Below are 20270 nucleotides of genomic sequence, written 5' to 3'. Positions count from 1 at the left end.
GAATGAGGAGCTTGGATTATTCAAGCATCCTCTTTTTTTATTCAACGATTGCAAATAAGGACAATAATTTTGTTAAATCACGTTATATGATTATTGTGTTTTTATTAGTATGATAGATTACAGTAAGCGATTACAATAGAAGGTGAAAAAAATGACAAAATACAGCGTAGCCGTTGATATTGGTGCTTCCAGCGGGAGACTTATTTTAGGATATCTTGAAAATGGTTCATTAAAGCTCGAAGAAATCCATCGCTTTGAAAACAAAATTGTAAAAAAGGATAACTCCTACTGTTGGGAAGTTGATCTCCTTTTTCAAGAAATTATTGCTGGACTGAAAAAATGCAGTGAAAGAGGAATTAAGCCCGACAGCATCGGAATTGATACATGGGCGGTTGATTTTGTGTTATTGGATGAAAATGATCAACCTTTGACAGATGCCGTTTCTTATCGTGACCCACGAACAGACGGAATGATGGAGGAAGTGTTTGAGCTATTCTCGAAGGAACGTCTTTACTTAGAAACAGGCATTCAATTTTTAAAATTTAACACAATCTACCAGCTTTATTCGATCAAGAAAAATAATCCCGAAATCTTGGATAAGGCAAAATCATTTTTAATGATTCCGGATTATTTTAACTATTTACTAACAGGCAAAAAAGCAAATGAATATACAAATGCTACCTCTACACAGCTTGTAAATGCTTTTACGAAAAAGTGGGATAGCGACATTATAAATACGCTTGGACTTAATAAAGAGATGTTCCAGGAAATCAAAACACCTAAGTCTGTACTTGGTACCCTTTCTGAAGAGCTTGTATCAGAACTTGGCTTTGATCTGAAGGTCATCCTTCCAGCAACACATGATACAGGTTCTGCGGTCATTGCAGTTCCGGAAGAAGATGACAGCATTTATATTAGTTCAGGTACTTGGTCGCTTATCGGAACAGAAAACCATTTCCCGATTTGTGTAACAAAGGCATTGGATTACAATTTTACAAATGAAGGCGGGATCGATTACCGGTACCGTTTCTTGAAAAATATCATGGGTCTTTGGATGATCCAAGAGGTAAAACGCAACTACAATGATGAATATTCCTTTGCAGAGCTTGTTGATTTGGCAAGAAAGGAAGCTGATTTTAAAGCAACCGTCAAAGTGAACGATGACCGCTTCTTGAAGCCGGACAACATGATTGAGGAAATCCAAAAATATTGTATTGAAACCAATCAGCCAATTCCTAGCACCCCTGGTGAGGTTGCAAAATGTGTATATGATAGTTTAGCAGAATCCTACAAGAAAGCTGTTACTGAAATTGAAGAGATTTTTGAAAAGTCATTCTCCAAGATTAATGTCATCGGTGGAGGCTGTCAAAATGAAATGCTCAACCAGCTGATTGCTGATGTAACAGGTAAAGAGGTACTAGCAGGTCCTGTTGAAGCTACAGCTATTGGAAATATCATTGCTCAATTAATGTCTCTTGAAGAAATGGAAACGATTGAAGAAGCTAGGGCAATAGTTAAAAAATCATTTGAAGTAAAAAAATATGTACCTGCCAAGAAGGTAACAAATTAGGAGGAAATAAGATGTCTGTTCAGGAAAACTATGAAATTGCCAAACAAGCTTATGCAAAATGGGGCGTTGATGTGGATGCAGCCATTGAAAAGTTAAAGAATGTACCAATCTCTATTCATTGCTGGCAAGGGGACGATATTGCAGGTTTTGAAGTCAATCAACACGAACTTTCAGGCGGTATCGATGTAACAGGTAACTATCCAGGTAAAGCAACAAACCCTGAAGAATTAAGAAGCGATATTGAAAAAGCTCTATCTTTAATTCCTGGTAAACACCGTATCAATCTACATGCTATCTATGCCGAAACAAATGGTGAAGTAGTAGAACGTGATCAATTAGAACCAAAGCATTTTGAAAACTGGGTAAACTGGGCGAAGGAAAACGGATTAGGCTTGGATTTCAATCCAACACTTTTCTCTCATCCAAAAGCAGCTGACGGTCTTACTTTGGCACATCCAAACGAAGAAATTCGTGAATTCTGGATTAATCACTGTATTGTTAGCCGAAAAATTGGGGAGTATTTTGGAAAAGAGCTTGGCACGCCAGCTTTAACAAATATTTGGATTCCTGACGGCTATAAGGACATTCCAAGTGACCGTTTAACTCCAAGAAAAAGATTAAAAGAATCATTGGATAAAATTTTCGCAGTTGAATCTGATGAAAAGTATAATCTTGATGCAGTAGAAAGTAAAGTATTCGGGATTGGTTCAGAGTCTTATGTTGTCGGCTCACATGAATTCTACTTAAATTATGCAATGAAGAATAATAAACTATGTTTACTTGATACTGGACACTATCATCCAACTGAAACAGTTTCAAATAAACTTTCTTCTATGCTTTTATTTAGTGAGAAAGTGGCGCTTCACGTTTCCCGTCCTGTTCGCTGGGATAGCGACCATGTTGTCATTCTAGATGATGAGTTAAAGGAACTCGCATTAGAGATTGTTCGTAATGACGCCCTTGACCGTGTTATCATTGGACTAGATTTCTTTGATGCCAGCATCAACCGTGTCGCAGCATGGACAATTGGTACACGCAATATGATCAAAGCGCTTTTACATGCAATGCTTTCACCAAACGAATACTTAAAACAACTTCAGGAAGAAGGAAATTTCACTGAACGTTTAGCCTTAATGGAAGAATTCAAAACATATCCATTTGGAGCAGTTTGGGATTACTATTGTGAAAATATGGGTGTTCCTGTCAAAGAAGCTTGGTTAGATGAAGTAAAAACATATGAACAGGAAGTATTATCGAAGCGATAAGGTGATTTAGACAGACTTGAAAGGGACTTTGTCCAAATCAAGTCTGTTTTTTTCTATATAGTAATGTCTGTTTTTCGCAAAAATATGGTATAGTAAATTTAGAAATAAGGTAAAGATAAACGCAAACCAACATAAATACAAATAATCGGGTGTTGCTTTAGGAGGATGAATCCAATGCTTGTTGCTGAAAGACATAAGAAGATTGTGGATTTGGTAAATGAACGAACAAGTATCCGTGTAACAGAACTAAGTAAAATTTTTTCCGTTACCGAAGAAACAATTCGTCGTGATCTTGAAAAGCTAGAAAAAGAGAGTTTACTAATGAGAAGCCATGGTGGGGCCGTTAGTATTGAAAAGGATCATGCGGAAACTTCATATCTAGAAAGAGAAATTACAAATGCTGCTGGAAAAAAAGCAATAGCTCAAGTTGCTGTGAATTACATCCAAGAAGGAGACCAAATTGTTCTAGACGCTAGCACCACAGCCTGGTATGTGGCAAAGGAGTTACCAGATATTCCATTAACGGTTGTAACGAACTCCATTAAGGTTGCTATTGAGCTAAGTAAAAAAGAACAAGTTAAAGTGATCTCGACTGGGGGATCCTTATTATCGAAATCGCTCTCATTTGTTGGACCACTTGCTGAACGATCTATAAGCATGTATCACGTCAATAAAGCCTTTCTTTCTTGCAAAGGTGTCCATCTGAGTAAAGGATTAAGTGACTCAATTGAATCACAAGCATTATTAAAGAAACAAATGATGGATATAGCCGATGAAACAATTTTAATGGTAGACTCAAGTAAATTTGGAACGCAAGCCTTTTCCCATATTAGCCCTTTACATAAGGTAGATACAATCATTACCGATGCAAAAGTAGATAACCCAATAATTAGGGAATTCGAGGAAAAGGAAATAAAAATAGAAATTGCAAAATAACTTGCTTGCCAGCAGACCTGATTAGGTCTGTTTTTTTGGTTATATGTATAAAATGTTACAAAACAAAAATAAATCAACAATTAATATGTTTGTTTGTGTTGATTTATATCTGTTTTTAAGCTATTATAATGTTATAAAGATATATAATACTTTTAAAGAGGCGAATCTACTATGAGTATGGTATTAAATCAAAATTCATTATATAATGCACCATTTTTTCAGGAAATGATTGAAACAACAGCAAATCTCTATCGATTAGGATGGGATGAGCGTAACGGTGGAAATATCAGTTATTTGTTACATGAATATGAACTAATCCCTTTCATGAATGTAGATCATGTTATTCGAACTATTCCGATGAGCTTTGATGCTGCCGCGCTAGCAGGGAAATATTTTATCGTTACGGGTTCAGGAAAATATTTTAAAAATGTAAAACGAGACCCAGCTGAAAACTTGGGTATTATTCGAATTTCAGAGGATGGCAAAAGCTATGATATTCTTTGGGGATTTGAAAATGGGGGTGTGGCAACGAGTGAACTTCCTACACATCTTATGAATCATATTCAAAGGCTATCAGTAGATCCGAAACATCGGATAATTATGCATTGTCATGCCACAAATCTATTGGCTATGACATTTACACATAGTTTACAAGAAGAGGCCATGACAAAAACTTTATGGGAAATGTGTACTGAGTGTATTGTTGTTTTCCCAGACGGCGTTGGGGTAGTACCTTGGATTATCCCAGGCACAAATGAAATTGGTGAAGCAACTGCAAAGAAAATGAAGGATGTGCGTCTTGTTCTTTGGCCACATCATGGAGTGTTCGGAGCCGGTACATCAATGGATGAAGTGTTTGGACTTATTGAAACAGCCGAAAAAGCTGCCGAAGTTTATACAATCGTATGTGCACAAGGCGGGAAAAAACAAACGATCACAGATCAACAGCTTTTTGACCTAGCTAATGCCTTCCATGTTGAACCAAGAAAAGGGATTCTAAAACTTTAACAAATAAGGGGCTATTCTCAAAAAGTTTTCATAGACTTTGAGGATATCCTTTTTTTTATAAGGCTCTTTTCTAAAAGATTGTTGCTAGTGAATAAAATAAACCTATTGATTGTAGCGGAAGGTGGCGACTCCAGCGGGAAAAGCGTGAGACTTGAGACCCCGCAGGAGCGAACAGCGACGAGGAGGCTCAAGCCACGCCCGCGGAAAGCGTCCACCTGGAGCGGAAATCAAATGGTGTCAATAACAACAAAGTTTGCGAAAACAGCATTTTATTAAAAAAAACACAATAAACTCAGCAGTTCTAGTAATATTGTAATTACACAACGGTGATTTTACAGCGCTAACAAGAAATGAATTCGAAAAATCCTATCACTTGAAACGGTAATAAATATTGGGGGTATATCTAGTGACATTAAAAATTGGATTAGTAGGTACAGGTTGGTTTAGTAAGATGCACGCGGGTTTATTATCTAAAATGGATGGTGTAAAAGTCCAGGCAATCTGTGGAAGCAGTAAAGAAAAAGCCGAGTTGATGGCTATGGATTTTAATGGAATAAACGGGTACGGTCGATTAAATGAGATGCTTGAGGAGGAAAAACTTGATGCTGTGTATATATGTGTCCCTCCCTTTGCACATGGTGAGATTGAGCATGAACTAATTGAAAGGGGTATCCCTTTCTTAGTTGAAAAACCACTTGGAGTCGATCTACAAACACCAACATCCATCCTAAATGAAATAAAGAAAAAATCATTGATTACTTCTGTTGGATATCATTTTCGATACAGTCAATCTGTCCAACACTTAAAAGAAGAAATAGAGAATCACACCATTGGCTTAATTTCAGGATATTGGATGGGTGGCATGCCAAAGGTCTCGTGGTGGAGAAACCAAGAAACGTCAGGTGGACAATTCATTGAGCAAACCACCCATATCGTTGATTTACTGCGGTATATAGCTGGAGAGGTTGATGAGGTATATGCTGCGTTTGGAAATAGAGTGATGAAGGAGAAGTTCGACAATGTGACTGTACATGATATTGGTTGTGTAACAATGAAGCTTAAAAATGGTGTTGTTGCTCAAATATCTAATTCATGTATTCTTCCAGAAGGGGTATCCCAAGTTAATATGACCTATTTTACAGATAAGGGGATGGTTACTTGGCAACCTGATCAAGTAACTATCAGTGCTTCCACTAGCAAAATGCAAAAAACATTTCGTTCAGGGAACCCCTATCTCTTAGAAAGTGAGGCATTCCTCCATGCAGTTCGGACAGGAGATACATCTAGAATTCTCTCAGACTATCACGATGCATTTCGAACCCAAATGGTTACCAGTAGGGCCCTTGAATCCGCATTAAGTGGTCTACCGGTGAAAATAAATGTAAACTAGGGACAGAGGGACAGGTTTAATGTCCCAAATTGCGCAGCATGGGACACGGGACCTGTCCCCTTGTCCCCAAAAAAGGAGCATGCCTATGTTCGAACTGTTAATTACAATGCTAGAGCGGTTAGGGATCATTGTTGCAATCGCTTTTATTTTAACGAGATTGAAATTTTTCAGAGGGATGATCTACCAGGAAGAATTGAATCGCTGGCAAAAGCTTGTGGCGATTGTCTTCTTTGGTTTCTTTGGAATAATCGGTACGTATACAGGCTTGAGCCTCAATACGGAAAGCCTGCAATTCAACCGCTGGGCAGCTGGTTTAACCTCAGATGAAGCATTAGCCAATTCACGTGTTATTGGTGTGGTGCTCGCAGGTCTGCTTGGTGGTTACAAGGTTGGGTTAGGAGCGGGTCTTATTGCTGGAATTCATCGCTTTACGCTTGGTGGGTTTACTGCTTTTTCTTGTGGATTCGCTTCTATTATCGCAGGCCTTATTTCAGGTTACTTTTATAAGAAAAATAAGCATGTGAAATTAAGTACTGCCTTTATCATTGCCGCCTCAGCAGAAGCACTTCAAATGATAGTTATCTTACTGTTTTCACGTCCTTTTGAAAAGGCATGGGCTTTAGTTGAAATCATAGGGATTCCGATGATAGTCGCAAATGGACTGGGGTGTGCCGTTTTTCTTATGATTATTAAAAGTGTGATTAATGAGGGAGAGCGGGCTGGTGCAGTTCAAGCTCAGAAAACCCTTCGCATTGCTGACAAGACGCTTGCATACTTACGGAATGGATTAAATCGTGAAACAGCACAAGCCGTTTGCCATATCATTCAAGATGAAATCCAAGCAACAGCTGTGGCGATGACAAACACACATGAAATTCTGGCTCATGTGGGCTTGGGACATGATCATCATCGTGCGCAAATGCCGATTCAAACGCAAATTACAGTGGATGTTATTCAGAATGGAAAAATTGTAATCGCCAACAAAAAAATGATTCAATGCCGTGACGAGGATTGTCCACTTGGTGCAGCAGTGATTGCACCCTTAAAACGTAGAGAAGAAACAATTGGGACTCTCAAATTCTATTTTAGTTCTGAAAAGGAAATTACACCTGTTGTCACGGAGCTTATTTCAGGGTTGAGTTCCCTTTTGAGTAATCAGCTTGAAATTGCCGAAGCTGATAAAGCGTTTCAGCTTGCAAAAGAGGCAGAAATTAAAGTGCTTCAAGCTCAAATTAGTCCGCATTTTCTTTTTAACACATTGAACACAATTCTGTCTTTAATAAGAAGGGATCCAACTAAAGCAAGGAAACTGCTAGTATCCTTATCCCATTTCTTGCGGCAAAACCTGTCCGTGACAACACAAAATGTAACAACCCTAGAGCAGGAACTTCGGCAGGTGAAAGCCTACTTAGAAATAGAAGAAACTAGGTTTGTAGATAAACTAAAGGTATTTTATAGGGTCGAGGAAGCTGCTTTGTATCAGCTTATCCCACCACTTACCCTTCAACCAATTGTAGAAAATGCAATCAAGCATGGGATGAAGAACCGAGATGGGGATTTCCGTGTGAATATTTCGATTCAAAAAGCGAAGGATTGTGTATATGTAAAGGTTGAGGATAACGGAATGGGAATGAAGGAAGAACGAGCAAAGGAAATTTGCATTACCCCAATCAAATCAGAAAAAGGCAGCGGTGTTGCTTTATATAATGTCAACCGCAGGCTTACAATGCTTTTTGGTGAAAAGTCTGCTTTAGTCATTAAAAGTGAAGAAAACAAAGGAACAGAAATTGCTTTTTCAATTCCACTAACGGAGGCTATATAAAATGGAAACAAAAATTAAAACCCTTGTTATCGATGATGAACTATATAGTCGTGATGAATTAACCCATCTATTACAGACATATTCAACGATTCAAATAGTCGGTGAAGGTGATTCAGGAGAGTCTGCCATTTTAAAAACAATCCAACTTCAGCCAGATGTGGTCTTTTTAGATGTGGAAATGCCAAAGGTTAATGGGATGGAAGCTGCAAAAGCTTTGTTGGAATTAAAGAAGCCGCCATTAATTGTGTTTGCTACAGCTTACCCCGAGTTTGCCGTGGAAGCATTTCGATTTAATGCGATCGACTATTTATTAAAGCCGTTTGATGAGGAGCAACTTAAGGAAACGGTTAAACGAATTGAAAATCATTTTCATACACCAGAAGAAAAAGAAAGAGGAAAACAAACGGGGAAATTAGCAATTGATTCAAGTGGGGAGATTATTTACCTTGAACCAATGGATATTTTATATATTGTCAGAGATGAGAAAGTAACAAAGCTTGTGACGAAAATGGGGGAATATGACTCAAAAACACAGCTTAAAGATTTAGAAAGCAGACTTGAATCATTCGGTTTCTTTCGGATTCACAAAAGCTTCCTTGTTAATTTAAAATATGTGACTAGACTAACCCCGTGGTTTAACGGGGCCTATCAATTGGAAATTGAAGGAAGGGAGGAACAGCTCTCGGTTAGCAGAAATTATGTAAAAGCATTACGAGCTAAATTAGAAATCTGAAAAGTGAAGGGTAGAAATTTTGCGTTTTAGTTCATAATTTTGACACGTTATTGTCATATTTCTACCTTTTAATTTTAAAACAACCTAAAATTCTATTTATCTACTATAATAAATGTAAACGCATTCATACTTTTAATAAAGGGATTAAGGGGGAAATAATATGATAACATTTTTAGTGAGTATTGTCTTGCTAGTCGTCGGATACTTTACGTATGGAAAATACGTTGAAAAAGTATTCGGTGTGAAGGAAGAACGTGCTACTCCAGCGTATGTTGACGCTGATGGAGTAGATTATATTCCAATGAGTACAAAGAAAAATTCATTGATTCAGCTACTAAATATTGCAGGTACTGGACCTGTATTCGGACCTATTATGGGAGCGCTTTACGGACCAGTCGCATTCATTTGGATCGTTGTTGGATGTATTTTCGCAGGTGCGGTTCATGACTATTTAACTGGAATGATTTCCATTCGTAACAAAGGAGCTCACTTACCAGAACTTGCAACTAAATTTTTAGGTAAAGCAATGAAACACGTTGTTAACGCATTTGCAGTGTTACTTTTACTATTAGTTGGTACAGTATTCGTTTCAACGCCAGCAGCTTTATTAAATCTTCTATTAGATGGAAAAGTTGCATTAGGAATTTTAATCGCTTTCATCTTTATTTACTATATATTAGCAACATTATTGCCAGTAGATAAAATCATTGGACGCCTTTATCCATATTTCGGGGCAATCCTGTTAATCAGTGCTGTGGGTATCGGTGTTGGTTTAATCGTGAAAGGCGCACCAATTCCAGAGATTTCATTATCAAATTTCCATCCTGATAATGCACCGATCTTCCCATTATTATTCTTTACAATCACTTGTGGTGCTTTATCCGGTTTCCATGCAACACAAACGCCAATTATTTCACGTACAACCCAAAAAGAGGGTCAAGGCCGTAAGATTTTCTACGGTATGATGATTGCTGAAGGGATCATCGCAATGATCTGGGCAGCTGCGGCAATGAGCTTATTTGATGGTTACGGTGGCTTACAAGAACTTCTTGCAGCTGGTGGACCAGGAGCAATTGTAAGTGAAGTTTCAACATTAATGCTTGGTGCAATTGGTGGAACACTTGCTGTATTAGGGGTTATTGTATTACCAATCACTTCCGGTGATACTGCATTCCGTAGTGCACGTATGATTATTGCCGAATATTTAAATATGGCTCAAAAGAAAATGTCAAGTCGACTATGGATCGCTATCCCATTATTCGCAATCTCAGTAGTTCTTACTCAAATTGATTTTAATATCCTTTGGAGATACTTTAGCTGGGCGAACCAAGCAACAGCTGTTATTGCCTTATTCGTAGGTGCAATGTATCTATATATCGCGAAAAAGAATTACTGGATTTCACTAATTCCAGGAACATTCATGCTTTGTATGGTAATCACGTATATCTTAAATGCTCAGATTGGATTCCGATTACCAATGAATATTTCATGGTACGGTGGGTTTGCTGGTACGGTAGTATTACTGGTGTTATTCTTCCGCCAGGCGAATAAGGCACGTGCGGCAAATATCCCACTTGAAATAGATATTTCTCACTACAAGAAGGTATCCTAATGGGATGTTGCAGTCCTGAATATCGAAAGGTAGTCGAGGCTCAAGAGAAAAAGGTTAACCAAAACACAATTGACAAAGTTCCCGTCTGGGGGAAGATCGTGAGCGTAGCTATTATTGCTTGTGCCACAATCGTCTTTGTCCTCTTATAAGTTCAAAAAGTAATGCACGCAGTCGATTATGTCTGCGTGCATTTTTTTGTCATACTAGTTTGAGAAGAAGTTCACAAACCTTTCGTTTTAGTATCCGTGAAAATTATAGTAGTATTAAGTTAATAAAGTCCATCATTCTGCGTAAAATATCAGAAGGACGCCGAGGGAGGTTCATATATATGGAATTTACAATTAGCGATGCAGCATTAAAATGGTTTAAAGAAGACGTAAGTGTAAAAAAAGGGGATTCCGTTCGATTCTATCCGATGTTTTATGGAACAAGCCCTGTACAAGAAAAGTATTCACTTGCTTTTTCAACTCACGACGAACCCATCCAAATTCACAACAGTCAAAAAATCGAGGATATCGAGTTCTATGTTGAAGAGGATGATATTTGGTTTTTCAACGGTCATAATCTTATTGTCGACTATAATCCTAAAAAAGATGAATTAGAATATCAATATCCAAAACCGTAGGCTCACTTTTTGTGGGCCTTTTTTTAAAAGATAAGAAAGTATAAAAATTTGGGTCTACCACAGTCATTTAAGCTGTGGTATTTTCATGATGTGATTCGAATCACGAACCTTTTCGTCAAACTATGCTATTTTCAAATATAACAGCAAGTTTGAAAGGAGAATTTTCGTGAGTGAACTTATTAATAATCGGGAACAAAATAAAATCAGTGATTCTGATAGAGAAGCCATCATAAAACAAAGCTTTAAGGATTTACATAATGGGAAATCAGTAGAAGAGATTAAAGCCCATTTAGCAAATAAGGTTGGTTATATTACAATAGGAGAAATCTCCAGACTGCAGCATGTACTGGTGGAAGAGGAGAACATCCCAGCAACTGATGCAACCGATATTTGTTTGCAGCATCGGGAGATTTTTAAGGATTTAATAGAAGAAACACTGGCTTCTCATCCAGAAGAACAACCTGGCCATCCAGTGCATACGTTTAAGCTTGAAAATAGAGAATTAGAAAAGCTAATAAATGATAAGATTAAGCCGCATTTGCAAACCTTTGAACAAGATGATCATGAAGAAAATCGACTGAAATTACTTGAGGATTGCAACCTCTTATTGGATATCAGAAAGCATTATGAAAGAAAAGAACAGCTTCTCTTTCCATATTTGGAAAAGTACGGTATATATGGCCCAACCAATATGATGTGGAAGATTGATGATTTTATTGTGGACGCAATAAAAGATGCAAAAAGAATACTTGCCGAATACAATGGGGATAAACAGTCAGTTTCGGAGGTTATTAATTTTTTTGCCGATCAAATTGATGAAATGATTTATCGCGAAGAAAATATCCTCTTCCCAATGTCGTTAAATAATTTAACAGAGGACGAATGGTTAAAAATGGCCAATGAAAGTGATGAAATCGGATTTTGTTTAATTTCACCTGATGAATGGAAGCCAAATCGAAATGTGATTGATGATGAACAAATTACAACTAAAGGGTTTATTAAGATGGAAACAGGCATCTTATCCTTAAAACAACTTGAATTACTCTTAAATCATTTACCGGTTGATATTACGTTCATCGATCAGGATGACGTCGTCCGTTATTTCAGTAAAGGAAAAGAGCGCATCTTTGCAAGAACAAAAGCAGTTATTGGAAGAACGGTTCAAAACTGTCATCCTCCAAGAAGTGTTCACGTTGTTGAAGAGTTACTCGAAGATTTCAAATCAGGAAGAAAAGATACAGAAGATTTTTGGATCAAGGCAAAAGGTAAATATGTGTATATCCGATACTTTGCAGTCCGTGATGAGGATGGAGAGTATATCGGAACGATGGAATTCTCTCAAAATATAGCTCCAATCCAGGAGATTGAAGGAGAAAAGAGGATATTATCATAAGTGATAGGAAAAAATGCTGGCACTCTTGGGTGCCAGTGTTTTTTTATTGTTTACCAGGCGTTACTGTATAAAACTAGGATGTGCAGAACCTGCAAAGTCGAGAAAGAGGCAAGTGATTGGATAAATTAGGATACTCCTAACCTGCAAAAACAAAAAGAACCATCATTTCCATCTGTGAATGATTGGTTCTTATGTTTGGTGCGGTATAAATGATCTTTTCTTGTTTTTGTCATTCTTGTTTGCATATCCATTAATGCAAATGGGCTTCTCCCGTTTTCTGGATTTCGCTTCCCTTCACGGATAAGCTTTTCGCGCTTTTTCCGGGCATTTGATTTTGCCATCCTTAATCACCTCTTCAATGTATTTACAATTTCAGTATACATGGTTTATCCGAACACTTCCATCATGAAATTTTAATTAAATATGGGCAAATCCCCAAACGTAAAACAAAGACTTGAATAGGATATTTACGACCATTATTTCGGGGAGGTGTCGGGATTGGCAGATAACAATGAAAAGGAAACCATTGAGGAACAGGAATCTCAAAGAATGGATGCATGGGAGTTCTTTTGGGGGAGAAGACCACGATCTGAAGAGGACGAAATTGAAGAAGAATAGATTTTTTGAAAGTACCTGTCATCATAGGTAAAAATTCCTGTGGTGATTGGTACTTTTCTTTTGGTGTAGGAGATGACAGAATTGGGGTAAAATGGTGATAGATACCAATAGTAGATACATAGAGAAATGAGGGTTGGAATTGGAAATGCAGAAACAACGTATTTTAATTGTGGAGGATGAGGAGAAAATTGCGCGGGTATTGGAGCTTGAATTAACATATGAAGGATATGAAACGGGGAAAGCCTATGATGGGAAATCAGGCTTGGATATGTTTCAAAAGGACAAATGGGATTTGGTCCTTTTAGATGTCATGCTTCCGGGCATTAGCGGTATTGAGGTGTTAAGGCGAATTCGCGCATCAAATGCGACAACACCGGTCATTCTTTTAACCGCAAAAGATTCGGTAGAGGACAAGGTGTCAGGTCTTGATTTAGGAGCAAATGATTATATAACAAAACCGTTTCAAATTGAAGAATTACTAGCTCGTATTCGAGTAGCACTTCGCAACAATCCCCACCAGGACACGTCTAAGAAAGAACAAGTAGATGATATGTTGAGAATAGGTGACCTAAAACTTAGTGAGAGTACCTATGAAGTGACGCGTAATAACGATGAAATTGAATTGACGCCTCGTGAATTTGATTTACTCGCATATTTAATGAAACATCCAAGACAGGTGCTGAATAGGGAGCAATTATTAAATGCTGTATGGGGTTATGATTATTACGGTGACACAAACATAGTCGATGTGTATATTCGATATTTGCGAAATAAAATGGATAAGCCATATGACGAGCCGCTGATTCATACGGTACGTGGTGTCGGCTATGTGATGAAGGAAACGAAATGAAACTACGGAAAAAGATTAATTTATTCACCGCAGTTGTATTTATCATATTGCTTGTTCTAGTCAATATTGCTTCCTATTTTACATTCAGCCAGATGATGTTTAATGGTGAATTAGATCGTACAGAGGCAGAGGCAGAACGTGCTATGAACGGTATATCTCAAACGGGTAATTCCGTTTCTGCCGCGACTTTGCTTCGTACATATCTACCTTTAGATGGCATGATGCAGGTAGTACGGCCAGATGGGAGTGTAGCAGCACAAGCATTCGTTCCAGAACAGCAGGCGTTGGAGAATTTTCCAACAGCCTATCATAAAGCTAAACAAAGACAAATCATTGATTTTAATGGGGTTCCACATGCTTTCGTATCATACCCAATCATTTGGCTAAACGGGGATGTAGTTGAGCTCCAGGTGATTGAAAATCTCTCGAGTACTTCAAATAACTTAAAAACATTAAGTCTTGTTTTACTTGCTGTCACTTTGATTGCAACCATTCCGGTTTTTGTGTCAACCAGACTGCTAAGTAATGTTATTACTCAGCCAATAACAAAAATGATTCAGACGATGCGGGAAATTCGAAAAAGCGGACAATATAAACGAATCGAATTATCAAAAGAATCAAATGACGAACTGTACGAGATGGGTCATACCTTCAATGAAATGATGGATTTATTAGAAGTGAACTATGAGAAGCAGGAGAATTTTGTCTCAAACGCATCTCATGAGTTAAAAACACCATTAACCGTTATTGACTCCTATGCAAGCCTTTTAAAACGGAGAGGACAAGCAGACCCAAAGCTGTTTCATGAAGCGGTAGATGCGATTCAGTCTGAAGCGATCCATATGAGGGAATTAACTCAACAGCTTTTATTGCTGGCAAAGCATGATGAACAGTGGAAGCTTTACATTGAACCCGTATCCCTTTTACAACTTGTCGACGAGTCGGTTGTGTCATTTCGCGAGGCATACAAACGTGAAATTTCAATCATTGCAGAAGAGGAAATCATTGTAAGGACAGATAAACAAAAGCTCAAGCAGCTTTTTTATATCCTCATGGAAAATGCCCTAAAGTACAGCGAAAAACCTGTGATTGTTGTACTCGGACAGGAAAGGAAAAGACCTAGCATTAAAATCATTGACCAGGGTGTTGGAATCCCCGCCCAAGATGTAGAAAAGGTGTTTGACCGTTTTTACCGGGTGGATAAGGCGAGAGCAAGAAAAACAGGAGGCTATGGCTTGGGACTTTCACTTGCAAAAGAATTGGCGGATGCGATACATGCACAAGTCCAATTAGAAAGTATCGAAGGGGAAGGAACAACAGCCAATATTCTACTCACAAATGGGGCTTCTCATTAAATTCTCATATAAAAAAGGTATAGTTATTACAAAGAAAATAATGGAGTGAATGGAATGAGAAAAACTAACCTTCGAACCAGTTTTTTTGCCGTAGGAGGCGTTTTGCTTGCAGCAATTGTCATTTGGCAGCTTACAAAAACGTATACGTCTGCAGAGCCATTAACGGAAAGTGATGCTATTAACCTCGTGGAAACAATGTATAGCGGAGAAAATGCAGAAGTGAGCAGTGCAGGCGATATTTTTAAAATAAAATTTAAAATTGATTCAGGGATTTATGAAATTGACGTTCACCGAAAAACAGGTGATATCTCAAATTTAAAGAAGCTTTCACAGGATACACAGGAAAAAACGGAAGCAGAAGTCAGGGAGATTATTGCCAAAGAGCAACCAGGGGAAATCAAAGCCATTGAAAAGAAGGCCGAACTAGAGAAAAACTATTATTATGTAACTGTCAAAGCGGGAGATTTGGAGACAATTTATAAATTACAAGCTTCATCAGGTGAAATTGTAGATGTTGTTCAAAATAAGTTGAAGCCAGAGAATCCACTCGAAACATCGCCAGGGACACCAGTTGAGTCTGTACAGCCGATAACAGAGCAACAGGCAATTGAACTTGCTCTTCAGCGTGTAGAAGGTGTTGTTGAAGATGTTGATTTTGAAGAGGAAAACGGTCAATATTATTATTTTGTAGAAGTGGAGACTAGCCAGGAAGAAGAAAAAATTGTACAGATTCATCCGATCTCCGGTGAGGTCATCACAATCGTTTCGGAGGACTAATTCTTAGAAAAACTCATTTGTTTCTCATCAATTTCTCATTTTATTATCTGAGTTTCCTCATTTTCGTTGTCTATGATAAAGATAGTTCAACTAAAGGAGGAAACAAAAATGAAGAAAAAACTCGTAGTACTAGGGATTGTTGGAGCAGTGGTATTAGGTGGAGCTGTTGGAGTTGGAGCGATTGCAAAAGAAACGGAGGTTTCCTTTTCAAAAGCGAAGGAGATTGCCACTCAAGAGGTAAAAGGTTCACATGTTAAAGAACTGGAGCTTGACCGTGAGAACGGAAAGCTTGTTTACGAGGTTGAGGTTGAAGGTACACAGGATGGCGATTCAGAAGTAGTAATTAATGCAACCACAGGTAAAGTGATAAGAGTTGAAGATGATCGTGATGATGATCGAATCAATTCTCAAACAACTGAGGCATCAGTGAAAATTTCAATAGATCAAGCCATTTCAATCGCAACAAAGGATACTCCAGGTAAAATCGTTGAAATTGAACTGGATGAAGATGGCTACTATGAAATCGAAATGAAGCATGATGGAAAAGAAGTTGAAATGGAAGTTTCGGCAGTAGACGGAACGATTTTGAAAAAAGAATTTGACGATGACAATGATGACTTACGATAATATTTACAAAAAATGAGGCCGGGACGAATCCTGACCTCATTTTTTATTACATATATTCCTCAAAAACATCTGTTATATCGTGTGGACCATATGACTGATTTGATGGAATTACAAGGGTAATGTCGGGACCAGGGTAATAAGATGACGCAAAGCTCACACCTGGGTCATACCCCATTACATGATATTTGAATATCTCATTTTCTCTTTTGCTGATCCAAATGCCATAACCGTAATATTCCTCATCCTCTGCATGTGCGAGAGGCATTAACAACAGATCAGTTGTTTCCTTACTTAATAGAATATGATTCAGTAGACCGTCCCACAGCTTCATTATATCGGGGGCAGTAACAAATGCTCCTCCATCAGATCCACCTTTTACCGGAAGCGAATATATATTTGTTCGCCAGGTACCATTCTCTTCGTTATCAATATAACCAAGTGCTGTGTTTTTCGGGAGACAATCTAGTGAAAAATATCCTGAGCCCTCCATCTTACAAGGTTTAAAGATGTTATCAATCACATAGTTTGTAAAAGACTTTCCAGATTTCTTCTCGACGATTAATCCTAATAAAATAAAACCTGCATTGTTGTAGTGAAATCTATCCCCTGGAGTAAACATCATGTTCTCATTCTTAAACAAGGGAAGGAAATCCTTCAACTCGCGAATGAGGTACATCGGATTTTCTTTCCAAAGCTCCTCGAAATCATCCATAACTTCCTCATCAAAATAATCAGGGATACCAGAAGTGTGTGTCAACAGTTGATGAATTGTAATGCTTTCATCAAAATTTGGAAACTCGATATTTAGGCAATCTTTTAATCTTGTATTAAAAGTCAATAACCCCTTTTCAACTAACTGGCAAACCGCAATGGCTGTGAAAAGCTTGCACCCAGAAGCAATACCAAATCGTGTATTGATTTGGTTAGCTATCTCTTCAGATCTATTTAAATAGCCATACGCTGATTCAATAAAATTTTCATTCTTTTGTTTTGCAAGTACAACTCCAGAAAAATTATTTCGTTTACAAAATTCATCTATTTGTTTATAACATATTGTATTAATTTTCATTGTTTTACTCCTTATCGGTATTCCAATGGCATCTGAGGCAAACAACAGTTTTATTCAGGGACTCTATTTGATGATACCATAATTTACCTGTACGATGGAAAGTAGTTTTGTAATTTTATAAACTTTGAGATAAAATATATGTAAACTATAAATTAATTTCAGTTAACAAGTGAAAGTGAAAAATGGAGGTGACTATTTTGTATAAACTGCGCGGACATCATTTATTTTGCCTGTTGGGCTACAGAGGAATGGGCTATTCCAAAGAATACGTGGAAAATATGACAATTGTCCACCAGACCCTTAGAAAGAATTCGAACACGCTTGTTCAAATTGTAAAAGGACCAGATCATTTATGTGAAAAATACCCGAATAGTGGTGAGTACCACTGCCAAAACACCTCCATCTATGACAGGGATGCGATGATTCTTGAAAAAATGGAACTGAGAATTGGACAAATTTTAAAATGGAAGGACATTGAATCACGAATCCAAAAGCATGTCGTCTCTTCAGATATTCAAACAGTCTGTGAATCCTGTTCGTGGCGTGACTATGGCGTTTGTGAGGAAGGGATACAAGAGATGATCGATGGAAAAGGGTTAAGAGAGGTTTATTAAAAAATGCCTAGAAATAGGCTTTTTTTTAATGTTAAATAATAATCAAGAATAATCTACATTCATTTCAAAAAACCTGTAACGAAATCAAAACTCAAGGTACTAATACAATGAACGAACAAAATAAATCAGATAGGAAGAGAAAAATGGAGCTAGAGGAGCTTTATAAAGAAGTACAACCGCGAATATATGCTTTTTTCTTTATTAAAACCTCTAGCAAAGAGATTGCGGAGGACTTAACCCAGGAGGTTTTTTATGAAGCACTAAAAAGCATGCATACCTTTTCGCAGCAATCAACTATCCAGACATGGTTATTCTCTATTGCCAAAAATCGATTGTTAAAGCATTATCGCTCAAAAAAGTATAAGAAGCAGCTAAACGAGTTACTCAAAAAGGAAACAGGGGAATTACCTACACCGGAAGAGGAAGTGCTCAAAAAAGAAGTGAAACAAAATCTCATTGAATATATAAATCGTTTAGACGATGTTTCAAAAGATATTGTCACACTTAGAATTTACGGGGAGTTATCGTTTAAGGAGATTGGAAGCTTGCTTGGAAAAAGTGAAAACTTTGCTAGAGTCACATTCCATCGGGCAAAACTCAAGCTTCATAAGGAAATGGAGGGATATCATGGATAAGCGTAAACAAGCAATTGTAGAAGATTTGCTTCCACTTTATAACGAGGGGCTGCTGAGTGCAGAAACGACCACATGGCTGGAGGAACAGATACAGGATAACAATGAACTCCAAAAGCTTGTGGACCAAGCGTCGGCTCCACTTGAAAAAGAAGAAATTGGTTCTCCTGTTCAGCACGACAAAATGATCACAAACATTAAAAGAAGACTTGCCCTTTATCAACTTATTTTTGTTGGGCTCTCCTTTTTTCTTGCGATTCAAACATCTATGCTCAATGAAAGCTTTGGATTTATTTTATGGTATGCAGTACTTGGATTACTCACTTACCTGTTTTACAAAGATATGAAAATTGTTTTTTATATTTCATTTATCCCGATTTTTATTTGGTCACTCACTGGAAATATAGGCGACTATATGAATGGGGACATAGGTTCCACAGTTTCAATCGAGAAGTTTTTATTGCAATCCGTAATGGGCTCCATTCTGGTAACCTTGATTCATTATTTATTTGCATTCATCGGCAGCATGATTGGTTTTTTATATCTAAAAATAAGGAATGGTGAGGATAAATGAAAAAGCGAAAAGTAATCTTTAGTGTAATCCTTGGGTTGCTCGTTTTGTTCGTCCTATTTGTTTATAACGCTTTTAATGGAAATCCAGTGAGTAAATTATATTCAACAAAGGTTCTTGAAACTTATTTAGAGGATACGTACCCAGACCGCGACTTTCGCTTGGAGGAAGGATTCTATAATTTTAAATTTTCAACCTATGATTTTCAGGTAATCGAAATAGGCGCAACATCCCCTTCCGAAAACGGACCAAAGAAGTACGAATTTACTGTGAGAGGATTTTTAAAGCCTTATGTGCAATTAGACTCGATTTATATTGAAAATTTGGATGAACCATTAATGGAAAAATTAAGTTCAGAAGCTCGAACTGAAATAGTAGATCTGTTGAAGCAATCAGTTCCGACTTTGAAAGGAATTGAAGTTGCCTTAGAGGTTCAAAAAGGGGATTATGACTCGAATACAACATGGAGCAAGGATATGAAATTGGGGAAGCCAATCAGCATATTTATTGTGTTGAATTCGACCAAATCAAAAAAGGAAGATGTATTAACAGAATCACAAGTTATTCAAAAGGTTCTTAATGAAAATAACTATACCTATGAAGATGTCACGATTAACGGAAACATTATCGATGACCCTAATACTGAATATGCCAAAGATGAGAACGGGTATGTAAAGTATTATGTCTCATTTGACAGGGAAAAAGACATTGAATTACAGGATATTGAAGTACTTGAATAAAGGAAAAATAAGTCGACATCTCTCTTCTTTTTAGAGGGGTGTTTTTTCGTTGACATTTATGTT

General features: G+C 37.5%; 21 protein-coding genes. 19 read left to right on the top strand and 2 right to left on the bottom strand.

The window, feature by feature from the left end; translation table 11 throughout:
- Window positions 1-151 precede the first annotated feature (151 nt).
- From rhaB to LKW28_RS02740, 11 genes are all read left to right on the top strand, one after another.
- Entirely contained in the window at window positions 152-1570 is a 1419-nt protein-coding gene (rhaB, locus tag LKW28_RS02790) for a rhamnulokinase (RefSeq protein ID WP_229138809.1), read from the top strand.
- A gap of 11 nt (window positions 1571-1581) precedes the next feature.
- Entirely contained in the window at window positions 1582-2835 is a 1254-nt protein-coding gene (gene rhaA, locus LKW28_RS02785) for an L-rhamnose isomerase (protein ID WP_229138808.1), read from the top strand.
- A 174-nt stretch (window positions 2836-3009) separates the two neighbouring features.
- Complete coding sequence (locus tag LKW28_RS02780) at window positions 3010-3771, top strand: DeoR/GlpR family DNA-binding transcription regulator (RefSeq protein WP_229138807.1); 762 nt, start codon at window positions 3010-3012, stop codon at window positions 3769-3771.
- 177 nt (window positions 3772-3948) lie between these two features.
- On the top strand, window positions 3949-4779 hold the full coding sequence (gene rhaD / locus LKW28_RS02775; protein ID WP_420708803.1) for a rhamnulose-1-phosphate aldolase: 831 nt from the start codon (window positions 3949-3951) through the stop codon (window positions 4777-4779).
- Window positions 4780-5185: 406 nt separating this feature from the next.
- Window positions 5186-6169, top strand: a complete 984-nt coding sequence (locus tag LKW28_RS02770) for a Gfo/Idh/MocA family protein (protein ID WP_229138805.1) — start codon at window positions 5186-5188, stop codon at window positions 6167-6169.
- Between the two features lie 85 nt (window positions 6170-6254).
- Window positions 6255-7991, top strand: a complete 1737-nt coding sequence (locus tag LKW28_RS02765; protein ID WP_229138804.1) for a sensor histidine kinase — start codon at window positions 6255-6257, stop codon at window positions 7989-7991.
- Between the two features lies 1 nt (window position 7992).
- Window positions 7993-8724 carry a LytR/AlgR family response regulator transcription factor gene (locus tag LKW28_RS02760; protein ID WP_229138803.1) on the top strand — a complete coding sequence of 244 codons (732 nt, stop codon included), beginning with the start codon at window positions 7993-7995 and terminating at the stop codon, window positions 8722-8724.
- A 160-nt stretch (window positions 8725-8884) separates the two neighbouring features.
- A complete protein-coding gene (locus LKW28_RS02755) occupies window positions 8885-10336 on the top strand; it encodes a carbon starvation protein A (protein WP_229138802.1) in 1452 nt (483 codons plus the stop codon).
- Window positions 10336-10485 (top strand): hypothetical protein, encoded by a 150-nt coding sequence (locus tag LKW28_RS02750; RefSeq protein ID WP_229138801.1) that lies wholly within the window; start codon window positions 10336-10338, stop codon window positions 10483-10485. Before LKW28_RS02755 ends, LKW28_RS02750 begins: the two co-directional genes overlap by 1 nt.
- 179 nt (window positions 10486-10664) lie before the next feature.
- On the top strand, window positions 10665-10961 hold the full coding sequence (locus LKW28_RS02745; protein WP_229138800.1) for a HesB/YadR/YfhF family protein: 297 nt from the start codon (window positions 10665-10667) through the stop codon (window positions 10959-10961).
- A gap of 166 nt (window positions 10962-11127) precedes the next feature.
- A complete protein-coding gene (locus LKW28_RS02740; RefSeq protein ID WP_229138799.1) occupies window positions 11128-12354 on the top strand; it encodes a DUF438 domain-containing protein in 1227 nt (408 codons plus the stop codon).
- 125 nt (window positions 12355-12479) lie between these two features.
- Here the strand turns inward: LKW28_RS02740 and LKW28_RS02735 are convergent, their stop codons facing one another.
- Window positions 12480-12695, bottom strand: coding sequence for a hypothetical protein (locus LKW28_RS02735; RefSeq protein WP_229138798.1), 216 nt, complete (start codon window positions 12693-12695; stop codon window positions 12480-12482).
- A 422-nt stretch (window positions 12696-13117) separates the two neighbouring features.
- Between LKW28_RS02735 and LKW28_RS02730 the strand changes: the two genes are divergently transcribed.
- From LKW28_RS02730 to LKW28_RS02715, 4 genes are all read left to right on the top strand, one after another.
- A complete protein-coding gene (locus LKW28_RS02730; RefSeq protein ID WP_229139045.1) occupies window positions 13118-13822 on the top strand; it encodes a response regulator transcription factor in 705 nt (234 codons plus the stop codon).
- A complete protein-coding gene (locus LKW28_RS02725; RefSeq protein WP_229138797.1) occupies window positions 13819-15177 on the top strand; it encodes a sensor histidine kinase in 1359 nt (452 codons plus the stop codon). Before LKW28_RS02730 ends, LKW28_RS02725 begins: the two co-directional genes overlap by 4 nt.
- Before the next feature lie 54 nt (window positions 15178-15231).
- Window positions 15232-15954, top strand: coding sequence for a PepSY domain-containing protein (locus LKW28_RS02720; RefSeq protein WP_229138796.1), 723 nt, complete (start codon window positions 15232-15234; stop codon window positions 15952-15954).
- 108 nt (window positions 15955-16062) lie between these two features.
- Window positions 16063-16581, top strand: coding sequence for a PepSY domain-containing protein (locus LKW28_RS02715; protein WP_229138795.1), 519 nt, complete (start codon window positions 16063-16065; stop codon window positions 16579-16581).
- Between the two features lie 46 nt (window positions 16582-16627).
- Here LKW28_RS02715 and LKW28_RS02710 read toward each other — a convergent pair whose 3' ends face one another.
- A complete protein-coding gene (locus LKW28_RS02710; RefSeq protein WP_229138794.1) occupies window positions 16628-17650 on the bottom strand; it encodes a serine hydrolase domain-containing protein in 1023 nt (340 codons plus the stop codon).
- Window positions 17651-17847: 197 nt separating this feature from the next.
- Between LKW28_RS02710 and LKW28_RS02705 the strand changes: the two genes are divergently transcribed.
- The 4 genes from LKW28_RS02705 to LKW28_RS02690 all read left to right on the top strand — a co-directional run bounded on the left by LKW28_RS02705 (window position 17848) and on the right by LKW28_RS02690 (window position 20207).
- Entirely contained in the window at window positions 17848-18264 is a 417-nt protein-coding gene (locus LKW28_RS02705) for a DUF1284 domain-containing protein (RefSeq protein ID WP_229138793.1), read from the top strand.
- Window positions 18265-18407: 143 nt separating this feature from the next.
- Window positions 18408-18899, top strand: coding sequence for an RNA polymerase sigma factor (locus LKW28_RS02700; protein WP_229138792.1), 492 nt, complete (start codon window positions 18408-18410; stop codon window positions 18897-18899).
- Window positions 18892-19470, top strand: coding sequence for a hypothetical protein (locus tag LKW28_RS02695; RefSeq protein ID WP_229138791.1), 579 nt, complete (start codon window positions 18892-18894; stop codon window positions 19468-19470). The genes LKW28_RS02700 and LKW28_RS02695 overlap by 8 nt, the downstream gene beginning before the upstream one ends.
- Entirely contained in the window at window positions 19467-20207 is a 741-nt protein-coding gene (locus LKW28_RS02690) for a hypothetical protein (protein ID WP_229138790.1), read from the top strand. The genes LKW28_RS02695 and LKW28_RS02690 overlap by 4 nt, the downstream gene beginning before the upstream one ends.
- The last annotated feature ends 63 nt before the right edge of the window (window positions 20208-20270 follow it).

Origin of the sequence: Bacillus sp. REN16, from assembly GCF_020731355.1 — a bacterium.
Classification (GTDB): domain Bacteria; phylum Bacillota; class Bacilli; order Bacillales; family Bacillaceae_L; genus Ferdinandcohnia.
This window is presented reverse-complemented; position numbering and strand designations above follow the sequence as displayed.

What these genes read in the sequence shown, in the direction of transcription:
- rhaB (WP_229138809.1), top strand. Translation starts at nt 152, where the DNA reads ATGACAAAATACAGCGTAGCCGTTGATATTGGTGCTTCCAGCGGGAGA.
- rhaA (WP_229138808.1), top strand. Translation starts at nt 1,582, where the DNA reads ATGTCTGTTCAGGAAAACTATGAAATTGCCAAACAAGCTTATGCAAAA.
- LKW28_RS02780 (WP_229138807.1), top strand. Translation starts at nt 3,010, where the DNA reads ATGCTTGTTGCTGAAAGACATAAGAAGATTGTGGATTTGGTAAATGAA.
- rhaD (WP_420708803.1), top strand. Translation starts at nt 3,949, where the DNA reads ATGGTATTAAATCAAAATTCATTATATAATGCACCATTTTTTCAGGAA.
- LKW28_RS02765 (WP_229138804.1), top strand. Translation starts at nt 6,255, where the DNA reads ATGTTCGAACTGTTAATTACAATGCTAGAGCGGTTAGGGATCATTGTT.
- LKW28_RS02760 (WP_229138803.1), top strand. Translation starts at nt 7,993, where the DNA reads ATGGAAACAAAAATTAAAACCCTTGTTATCGATGATGAACTATATAGT.
- LKW28_RS02755 (WP_229138802.1), top strand. Translation starts at nt 8,885, where the DNA reads ATGATAACATTTTTAGTGAGTATTGTCTTGCTAGTCGTCGGATACTTT.
- LKW28_RS02750 (WP_229138801.1), top strand. Translation starts at nt 10,336, where the DNA reads ATGGGATGTTGCAGTCCTGAATATCGAAAGGTAGTCGAGGCTCAAGAG.
- LKW28_RS02745 (WP_229138800.1), top strand. Translation starts at nt 10,665, where the DNA reads ATGGAATTTACAATTAGCGATGCAGCATTAAAATGGTTTAAAGAAGAC.
- LKW28_RS02735 (WP_229138798.1), bottom strand. Translation starts at nt 12,695, where the DNA reads ATGGCAAAATCAAATGCCCGGAAAAAGCGCGAAAAGCTTATCCGTGAA.
- LKW28_RS02730 (WP_229139045.1), top strand. Translation starts at nt 13,118, where the DNA reads ATGCAGAAACAACGTATTTTAATTGTGGAGGATGAGGAGAAAATTGCG.
- LKW28_RS02725 (WP_229138797.1), top strand. Translation starts at nt 13,819, where the DNA reads ATGAAACTACGGAAAAAGATTAATTTATTCACCGCAGTTGTATTTATC.
- LKW28_RS02720 (WP_229138796.1), top strand. Translation starts at nt 15,232, where the DNA reads ATGAGAAAAACTAACCTTCGAACCAGTTTTTTTGCCGTAGGAGGCGTT.
- LKW28_RS02715 (WP_229138795.1), top strand. Translation starts at nt 16,063, where the DNA reads ATGAAGAAAAAACTCGTAGTACTAGGGATTGTTGGAGCAGTGGTATTA.
- LKW28_RS02710 (WP_229138794.1), bottom strand. Translation starts at nt 17,650, where the DNA reads ATGAAAATTAATACAATATGTTATAAACAAATAGATGAATTTTGTAAA.
- LKW28_RS02700 (WP_229138792.1), top strand. Translation starts at nt 18,408, where the DNA reads ATGGAGCTAGAGGAGCTTTATAAAGAAGTACAACCGCGAATATATGCT.
- LKW28_RS02695 (WP_229138791.1), top strand. Translation starts at nt 18,892, where the DNA reads ATGGATAAGCGTAAACAAGCAATTGTAGAAGATTTGCTTCCACTTTAT.
- LKW28_RS02690 (WP_229138790.1), top strand. Translation starts at nt 19,467, where the DNA reads ATGAAAAAGCGAAAAGTAATCTTTAGTGTAATCCTTGGGTTGCTCGTT.